10 protein-coding genes are annotated in these 8,662 nt (G+C 67.2%); 6 read left to right on the forward strand and 4 right to left on the reverse strand.

Annotation, left to right across the window (positions count from 1 at the left end; genetic code table 11):
* The first annotated feature begins 471 nt into the window (after nt 1-471).
* The 3 genes from ACQKIP_RS32030 to ACQKIP_RS32040 all read left to right on the forward strand — a co-directional run bounded on the left by ACQKIP_RS32030 (nt 472) and on the right by ACQKIP_RS32040 (nt 2,461).
* Nucleotides 472-1,383, forward strand: a complete 912-nt coding sequence (locus ACQKIP_RS32030; protein WP_427744877.1) for an endonuclease/exonuclease/phosphatase family protein — start codon at nt 472-474, stop codon at nt 1,381-1,383.
* 276 nt (nt 1,384-1,659) lie between these two features.
* The gene (locus tag ACQKIP_RS32035; RefSeq protein WP_365856988.1) at nt 1,660-2,163 is read left to right on the forward strand and encodes a hypothetical protein; all 504 of its coding nucleotides are present in this window, start codon (nt 1,660-1,662) and stop codon (nt 2,161-2,163) included.
* 37 nt (nt 2,164-2,200) lie between these two features.
* Nucleotides 2,201-2,461 (forward strand): hypothetical protein, encoded by a 261-nt coding sequence (locus ACQKIP_RS32040; RefSeq protein ID WP_365856990.1) that lies wholly within the window; start codon nt 2,201-2,203, stop codon nt 2,459-2,461.
* Between the two features lie 488 nt (nt 2,462-2,949).
* On the opposite strand, the gene ACQKIP_RS32045 is transcribed toward ACQKIP_RS32040, so the two are convergent.
* From ACQKIP_RS32045 to ACQKIP_RS32060, 4 genes are all read right to left on the reverse strand, one after another.
* Nucleotides 2,950-3,393, reverse strand: a complete 444-nt coding sequence (locus ACQKIP_RS32045; protein WP_365856992.1) for a hypothetical protein — start codon at nt 3,391-3,393, stop codon at nt 2,950-2,952.
* Nucleotides 3,394-3,785: 392 nt separating this feature from the next.
* Nucleotides 3,786-4,805 (reverse strand): hypothetical protein, encoded by a 1,020-nt coding sequence (locus ACQKIP_RS32050; RefSeq protein WP_365856994.1) that lies wholly within the window; start codon nt 4,803-4,805, stop codon nt 3,786-3,788.
* Between the two features lie 1,068 nt (nt 4,806-5,873).
* Nucleotides 5,874-6,110, reverse strand: coding sequence for a DUF397 domain-containing protein (locus ACQKIP_RS32055; RefSeq protein WP_365856996.1), 237 nt, complete (start codon nt 6,108-6,110; stop codon nt 5,874-5,876).
* Complete coding sequence (locus tag ACQKIP_RS32060) at nt 6,104-6,970, reverse strand: helix-turn-helix domain-containing protein (protein WP_365856998.1); 867 nt, start codon at nt 6,968-6,970, stop codon at nt 6,104-6,106. Before ACQKIP_RS32060 ends, ACQKIP_RS32055 begins: the two co-directional genes overlap by 7 nt.
* A 420-nt stretch (nt 6,971-7,390) precedes the next feature.
* Here ACQKIP_RS32060 and ACQKIP_RS32065 point away from each other — a divergent pair, with 420 nt between their 5' ends.
* The 3 genes from ACQKIP_RS32065 to ACQKIP_RS32075 form a co-directional block, all read left to right on the forward strand.
* Nucleotides 7,391-7,822 (forward strand): hypothetical protein, encoded by a 432-nt coding sequence (locus ACQKIP_RS32065; protein WP_365857000.1) that lies wholly within the window; start codon nt 7,391-7,393, stop codon nt 7,820-7,822.
* Nucleotides 7,819-8,292: an ATP-binding protein gene (locus ACQKIP_RS32070; RefSeq protein WP_365857002.1), complete on the forward strand. Its 474-nt coding sequence runs from the start codon at nt 7,819-7,821 to the stop codon at nt 8,290-8,292. The genes ACQKIP_RS32065 and ACQKIP_RS32070 overlap by 4 nt, the downstream gene beginning before the upstream one ends.
* 178 nt (nt 8,293-8,470) lie before the next feature.
* Nucleotides 8,471-8,662: acyl carrier protein (locus tag ACQKIP_RS32075; RefSeq protein ID WP_427744882.1), on the forward strand; the 192-nt coding region annotated here is incomplete at its 3' end.

The raw sequence follows: 8,662 nt of genomic DNA on the forward strand, positions 1-8,662 counted from the left end.
GGCCCGGCCGGTCGGCAGGGCGAGTGTCACCATCAGTATCGCCCCACCCGCCCGCCCGGAGCCTTTTCACCGGTCGGCAGGAGTTCCTGCGGACCGGTGCCCGAGCGCCGGGTCTTCGCTGGCCCGGCTCCCGGGTCGCTGCGCGGGCCTGTCCGCCGGGCGGCCGCCAACGACCGGCGAGAACAGATCATCAGGCGTGCGGCGTGACTGCATCAGGCGCTACCGCAGGAGTTGACCGGCCGCTACGTCACTCGTTTGACGACAGGCTGCCGGACGGTGCCTAGCGTCTCCTGACGCGGGCCTCGATAAGCCCCCGGCGCGGCTCTCGGGACCCTCACGCGGCGATGCTCTGCGTGCTTGCGCGCATCGCTGCCCCGGGCGGCGTCCCGCGATGGCGCTGCCTATACCACCCTCCACGGAAGAAGGTAGTAAATGCGCAAGCCAGGGGGAATCCTGTTAGCGCTGGTCGCCGTGATTGTCGCAGCCCTGCTGTCGCCGATGACGGCCAGTGCCGCGGGGGAGCGGGATATCGGGGGCGGGGCCGCCGCAGCCGCCTCCGCCGGCAACACCCGCACGACCGGCGATGCGGCAGGTGTGCGGGACAGCGAAATCAAGGCGGAGCCGTTCCAGAACCGAGTGGTCACCTTCAACGTCTGCAATCCGTGCCGCTGGCCGGACAAGGGCAGCGATCCCGCCATGCACATCCGGCAGATCGCCGAACAGATCAAGACGTACCGACCTCAGATAGTGGCGCTACAGGAAATCTGTGTCGGCGAAACCGAACGGCTGGCTGAGCTGCTCGACTTCCGCTACGGCCTTGACTACAACATCGCCCACGGCAGCGTCACCAACAGGACCGGACGCTGTTACCCCTACGGAAAGGCCTACGGGAACGCGATCCTCTCGGCGGCCCCGCTCACGAACAAGGTCAATCACATCTACGGGCAGGGCGGCAGCGAGCCGCGCGGCTACGTGGCGGCCGACACCACGCTCAACGGAAAGACCTACCGGATCGTGGCCACCCACCTGGCCGAGGCCGGCCAGTCGGCGGTGCGCACGGGGCAGGTGAAGGAGCTGGTGGCCGAGGCGACCAAGTACCCCGACGTCATCGTGCTCGGAGACTTCAACTCCCAGCCCAACGGCGCGGAACTGGCCCCGATGTGGGAGTCATTCCGCGACGCCGACCCGAACTGCACCCCGCAGTCCACCACGAACTGCCAGATGACCATAGGGGACCAGGGGCAGCCCAACGGTCGGAAGTTCGACTACATCTGGCAGCGCAAGGGATACGCCCAGCCCGGCGTCGGAGTGCACAACAACTACTCCGATCACCACCTCGTCCACGCCGACATTCCCAAGCCGTGCATCCCCATCAACTGCTGAACCGGTAGCGGAGCCTGATACCGCGACATGTGGCAACGGGAGCGGGCCTGGAAGGGGCCCGCTCCCGGGCTGATCCATCACGTCAGGGCAGCGTCCATTTCTGGTCGGGGGTGGTTTGGCAGGTCCAGAGGATGAGTCGGGTGCCGTTGGCGGTGTTCGCGCCGACCATGCGGGTCACCTCACCAGCCTCCAGACCCGGCCCCGCTCTTCTCGTCCAATGCTGATCCATGCCCGGGCTGTGACGGCGTCCGTTGAGGTGTCTGGTTGGATTCGGGCATGAGCGACGGCAGCCACGAGGAATCAGGTCTCTCCAAGAGCACCTGGAGCGACGGAGATTTCGAGGCGATGGGGTGGCATGACGCCACCATCCACGGCTTGTCCGTCCAGCCGACCGGTGACATCCTGCCTCGTCTCCTCTTCGATCTTGATTACATCGTCCGCTGGGTCCACCCGGTCCCGCCCGCAACACACTTTTCGTTCTGGATCTCGCCGGCGACACTCGTCTTCCAGGACGTCTTCGACCTTGAGGGGGACCTCGACTTCACGGGTGTGGGCCTGGACTTGGAGGTCGACAAGGTGCACCGGCTGGTGCCGGACGACGCCCGCTCGAACTTTTCCCACTGTCCGCTCTGGCTCATCGAAGGCCACGCTTTCGAGTTGAGGTTCAGAGCCTCCGGCTTCCGTCAGTACCTCCGGCAGGCTCCGAGGCTCGTATCCCGGCAGGCACTGCCCTATGCCGAACGCGGGGGCTGCGCCTTCACCGAGATCGGCTTCAGCTGACTCTCTCAAACACGGTCAGAAATTCGGTCCCGAAGTTATGAACAGGACACAGGAGTTCCCTCCGCATCTGTCCGTCACCGACAGCGCCGACAGCGCCGACAGCGCCGACAGCGCCGACAGCGCCGACAGCGCCGACAGCGCCGACAGCGCCGACAGCGCCGACAGCGCCGACGGCGGTCTTCGCGAAGGCCCCACCCGGCTGGAGCGCCAGTCCCACTACTTGTCCTACTACCGAACGGCCCACCTGCTAGAGAGGAAACCCCTCTGCCCGGCCTTGGCGCTGGTCGCCGGGCCGTGAGACCTTCCTGCGCAGCATGCAACTCGATGTCCCGTCAGGAACTGGACAAGACGAAGGGTGGTCCGGCCGGGGCGCGAACGAAGGGCCAATTTATTGCGCTATGGCCGCAGTGAAAATGTAATTCATTCGAGGATTTCACTACTCGAGGTCTTCTGTACTTCCGTCGAGGCGCAGCGCATAAGGTGCACGTCGCGAAAGATCGGATAACGCTCGCGGTAATTGTGCTCCAGAGGTCACCGCGGAAGAAATGGCGCAGGTGACCACGGAAGACTTCACAGAGATTCAGCGAAGAGCGCGCTGCGGCCGCGCCGTCGACGCCACGCGTTCCCGCAAGCGGATGGACGTGGGCGACGACGTCGCGCACTCGGAGGCGATGTTTCCCGGGCCATGCGCAGCCAGATTATGAGGGCTGCGAGGGCGACGGTTCCGGGGTAGATGTATCCGCGCTTGCCAGAGCAAGTGGCCACGGCCTGGGGCCCCGATGCCCCTCACTGCAGGGCTCCTGCGCGGCGGCCCTCGGTGAGCAGCGCTTGCACCAATTGCGATTTCACGCCCGGTGCCAGAAAGGTGAGGGGTTTGGCGGTCTGGTTCCGGTGGATCTCCATGCGGTGCGCTCCCATGTAGAGTTCCACGACCGTTGTCTGCTGGATACCGGTCACGTTGCTCCAGGCCACGGAATCGGTCACCCGGCCGAAGCGGTTGGTCACGGCCACCCCCTCCGCCAGGAGGTAGCACCGGTTCATGCCGAGCCGGGCGGTCAGCAGACGCCATCCGAACGTCACGGTGTAGACCGCGATCACCACCGCCGTCGTCCAGGCGAGGTTTCCGTCGACCTGGTCGGGGGCGAACACGGTGAAACCGGCCATGACGACCCAGGCGATCAGCAGGAATCCCCTGAGTATCTGCAGCAGGGTGCCCGCGAACGGGGTCATGAGGTGGTAGTCCCCTCGGATCGGACCGAGGCTCAGTCCGGACACGCGAGTGCGCACGATTCCCCCATCAGCCAGATCCGGTCCGAGCCCTGACGTGCGGTCGGCAAGGCAGGGCATACCCCTGCGCAGGAGGGATCGAACAGGCTTGGCGCCTGGATCGTGTCGGCTGGTCCCAGCGCAGGGGCACGGAGGCGGGGCTGGGCGACGCGGTCGTCGCGGGCATCACGGTGTACGAGGCCGCCGTCTTCCCGCTCGCGCCCTGGGGCGGCCACGAAGCCGAACAGATGGCCCGCTGAGCGTCGGCCTACCAGCTCGCGGCCCCGGAGGCTCCCCAGCACGGTTGGGGGCGCGGCGGCCGCGGCACTGGTTTGACCGGCGAGTCGAGGAACCCGTCATCCGGTGCACTTGGAGGACCTCCGAGGGAGAGGTGGAGCCAACGGGTGCGGGAGCGGATGGCAGGCCCCCGCACCCGAGAAGACCGCTTCGGGCGGCGCTTTTGGACACGCGGATCGGAGCGATGGCGCTGGGGCCGGTCCGAGCGCGCCGGCCTGGGGGATACGGACGGTGACGGCCGCCCCCTGCGATGACCGGGCCGCATAGTCGCGGGGCTTGCGCCATCGTGCCATCGCGGCCCGGGCCACTGGATCCTCTGCACCGCCGGTCTGGACGCCTTCCCTCAGGAAGTCGATCAGTCGGTACTCGGCCCGGCGCCGGGCCTTGTAGACGGAGCCGGGAGTCGCCTTGTGGGTGATCGCCCAGTCGGTGACGGACTCATCGTCCAGCCGCGTAGTCCCGATCAGGTCCGCCTCGGTCCGGGTCAGGACTCCCGCCCGGACCGCACTGGCCAGCACGAGGTCGGGATGGCCCCATGGATGCCTCGGCGGAGCGGAGTCGAATCCGGGCCCCATGGGCGTGGGCGCATCCAGTTCGCGGGACAGTGTGGCCAACCCCCGCCGGTAGGCGGCCCACTTGAGTCGTACGAGCACCCGGGGTCGGCCCAGGTCCACCGTGGACAGTGCCGCAAGGAACCCGCAGAGCACCTCGGCGTGCACGTCGGCCGGATCCGCCGGGTACCGTGCCGTCAGTTGCCCTGAGATCTTGGCAAGGGTGGGCAGTGCCATCCCGGTGCAGGCCAGTGTCCAGGTGGCCCCCTCGGATCGGGAGCGTCGTACCAGCTCCGGCCAGACGGCGTCCTTCGTCGCACGCGGGCAGTGTCCGCTGAGCAATCGGTCGAGCAACTCATCGAGCGGGATGGGGCCATCGGGAAGCCCGGGAAGGTTGCGGCAGTCCAGGGACAGCGGCGAAGGCCCCGCGACCAGCAGGTCGAAGCATTCACGGGCGAGGTCCAGCGGGAGCCGTCGACCTGGGCGCGTACCCACTGTCCTGTCGGTACGGCTTGGCTTGCCTGGCATGGCGGCGCCTCCTCCACGAGCGAGCGGGCGTGCTGGCACCCCCAGCAAGCAGCTCCACCGACAAGCGGAGAACAGCGGATACTTAAAACGGAACGTCAGTGGGCTGTCTTCGCGTTCAACGGTGCGGCGTTCTCATGGCGGCGTGTGGGGTGCGGCAGCGCTGTGAGGTCGCTTCGGGGGGAGGCGCGGTCGGCATCGTCAGGGCCGTAGTGGAGCCTGACCAGCCCGTTTGGCGGCACTTTAAGCGTGATGTAGTACCTCGGTAGCATCCGCGACGTCGATCACGATGCACAAGCTTGTCGGTCGGGTCGAAAACCATGACGCATCCCGCTCTCGTACAGCGACAGCGCCTTGCACCTCGGGAACAACAGGCACCGAAATGCCGCGGCTTCATGAGCCGGCATACAGCCACCGCGTCACCGGCTGCCTGGCAGAGGCCGTCCGAGTGGTCTACGGCCGGACTCACGAGCGTGTCCCGAGGGTCCCCACGGCCGCAAACGCGACGGGCGACGGTCGGGTCTGTTTCCGGACCGGGAAGGACTATCACGGTCCGCACGCCCCTTCCCACCGACCGCAATGCGCCGCGGGGACCGACTGAGCCCGCGGTCCGGGTCCGGACCCGGACCGACATGGTCACCAGCCGGTCGGTAGCCGGTCCGGAATCGGACTCGGTGGGACCGGGCGGACCGCCGCGACGGCTCTTGCGGGCTTCGACACCGCGAACGTGGACGCGGACGCAGGAGTGATCGGCTGTATGAAACACCTCCACTCGGCTGTCTGCTGAAGCCGACCGGAGGCCTCGCCTTTCTCACGCACAGTTACACCGCGACCAGCTGCGTGACCGCGATCTGCGGCTATTTGGCACCGCGCTGAGTGGCGCGCTCGCGCACCACTCGGGCCTCCCTGAGGCGAGCCACTGCGAGGTCGACGGGAGGACAGCAGGACGGGCGAGTGCGGGCCGCCAGGGGCCGGGGTGTTCACCGAGGAGAGAGCCACCGGCAGAAACTTCGCTCGGCGGCCGGAAGCGCCGCCCTCTGATCTGGCTGAGAAGACGGCGCAACAGGTCTGCTACGCCTGCCCGCCGGGAGCGCAGCGAACGAGCTCCATGAAGGAGGACCAGGCGGCAGTGGGCACCACGAGGGCGGGGCCCTTCTTGTTCTTGGAGTCGCGGATGCCCACCTGGTGCTCGAGTGCCGCGATCTCGACGCACGAGCCGCCTGAGTCGTTGCTGTACGAGGACTTGTACCAGGCGGACTCGGGGACCACTTCGAGGGCTATGGTCTTGGTATTGATGGCTGTTACCACTCTCGGGCTAGTAGTTGCAGGAACCCGGACGTTCGAGCCGGGGGCAGGGCGCTGTCGCGCATGGCGTCGAAGCGGCGGATGCTTCGCTGAACGTCCTGCCGCTCATCGGTCACACTGATCGTGTTCCACATGTCGGATTGCGCGACCGGGGCGAGGGTCTCGGCGAAGTCGAGGATCGTGAAGTTGCTTTCGGAGCGGTACGTCACGACGTCGTGCGGCAGGATCTGGATGGTCACGTTGTCCAGCTCGGCCAGCTTCGCGATCTCTGCGTACTGAGCGCGCATGACGTCGGGGCCGCCCACCATCCGCCGCACGGCTGCCTCATCCATGATCACTCGCAGTTCCAGCGGGTCGTCCGAGCGGGTGATGAGGTCCTTGCGTTCCAGTCGCAACCGGACGTTCTGTTCGATGTACTCACTGGTTGTCTCGTCGACAGGCTTGGCGATCTGATAAAGGGCCCGGGCATAGTCCTCCGTCTGGAACAGGCCGTACACGAAGGCCGGCTGCCAGACCCGCATGACTGTGGCGTCCTGCTCCAGACCTCGGTAGGTCGGCATCTTCGACGGCATGTACGCCTTGTAGGGCGTCCATGGCTCCTTGCTCAGCGACTCCCGGTGGAGCTGGAGCAGCGTCTCCAGGTCTTCTTTGGGGAGATCTGGGGCCAGGTGGTCGATGAGGGCCTGGAGGTCGCTGACACGCGGTAGATCGTTCTCGCCGTTTTCGACCCGTGCGAGTTTCGTGTGGGAGAAGCCCAGGGCTCTGGCGACCTCTTGCAGCGTCTGCCCCTGCTGGTCCCGGAGCTTGCGAAGTTCCTTGCCGAGTTCTCGGCGTCTGAATGTAGCGCCGCGCTTTGCTGCCACGCGTAACCCTCTCCCCAGCTCTGTAGGCGCTCAACGCGCCCTCTGCCTTGCGCTGTTGCGGGCCGTGTCCCGAGTGTGCCACCCCCTGTACCCCTTTGAACAACCCCTTGTGTGTGTTCCGGCAATTGCCAATTATGTGGCTTCTGCCGTTGCCCTTGCACAGTAAATCGCACATGCAGCACGGTAGTTGGGTCTCCATCAGGGCCGGTGGGGAAGTGCGCGATCCGTAAGCCGGGCGGTCGACATCATTCTTCAGGCGTCTGCTGAGCGGTACCTCAACCCATGCGGCGGGCCGACGCCGGATCCGGTCGGCGGGGGAGGCGTGAACTCTTCAACCACACCCTGCACAGCACCCCGGCAGCGCCCTCCGGGGCTTGTGCCAAACGGTCACTACCCTTCCACGCTCTGGAGCTGAGCACGATGCCCGACACCCCCGCCCATCCACCTGCCGTGCCGCCCCTCGCCGCGCTGGTGGGTACGGCGCCCGACCATCCCCGCAGCCTGCTCTACACCTGTCACAGCAACTCGGCGACAGCGGCCCGGAAGCTGGCAGATCTCCGCGGCTTCGCCGAGGCGCACGGCTGGCCGGTGCTCCATGAGGTGTACGACCCGGCGCCACCCGAGACGCCGCGCCGCCGGCGGATCGGCTGGTGCACGGTGGAACAGCTGGTGCTGCGCGGTGAGGTGAACACCCTCATCGCTCCGGCGGAGCAGGAAATGGTCCGGACACCTGCCGAGCAGGGCGCGCTGCGGATTTGGCTGCGCGGCACAGGCACCTGTGCCCTCTATCCGCAGGATTGCCACCGCCGGTACAGCTGCGTCCAGCTGAGGGCGAAGGGGGCACCGGCGTGAGGCATCCCGCAGCGCCCAGAGGCCATGCGGCCGAGCCGCCCACTGCCCATTCGCAGGCGTTGACCACCCGGCTGCGGCTGCCCGGAGACTCCGAGCGCACCCCGGGCCAGGCCCGTGCCTACGTGGGTCTGACTCTCGCCGACTGGGGTGTGGCCGAGGCCGTCCGCGCGGACCTGAAGTTGATCGTCAGTGAGTTGGCCACCAACGCGGTCACCTACACGAAGAGTCCGGAGATCACGGTCGAGGTCGTCCTTACCGATGACGAAGCCGCCGTCAGCGTCGGCGACCTGGGCCCCCATCGTCCACTCCGCGCCCAGCAGGCGGCGCCCGATACCGAGCACGGCCGCGGCCTGCTGATCGTCGAACCCTGGCGAGCCGGTGGGAACAGCGCAGGGACGACGCCGGGGGCACGATCGTGCACGCGGCCATCACCCTCCCCGGCCGCCAGCCGCACTCCATCGCGCCGCTGACCGAAGACGCTGCGGATGCCCCGCAAGGCAGCGCGCCTTCCACCCCGGAGACGTGAGTCGGCGATGGCGCCCCGGGCAGTCCTGGCAGGGTGTGCTGACAGCGGGGCACGAGGACGTCGGCAGTGGCGATACGCTCTGCGCCTGCCGCGGTCTGCGGCGAGCTCTGGGTGGAGGGCGCATGGACTTCGAAGCATGTCTTGCAGCGATCAGGGCCGACGTAGCAGAGGTCTTAGCGATGGAACTGGACCGCACGCACGACGAGATATCGCTGTTGGAGTTGGGTGCCGACTCGCTGACCATGCTCGAGATCGGCGCGAGGCTGCGCGACCGGCATGGTCTGGCGGTCACAACCAGCACTCTGTATGAGGCC

Origin of the sequence: Streptomyces sp. NPDC059900 (assembly GCF_050270335.1) — a bacterium.
Taxonomy (GTDB): domain Bacteria; phylum Actinomycetota; class Actinomycetes; order Streptomycetales; family Streptomycetaceae; genus Streptomyces.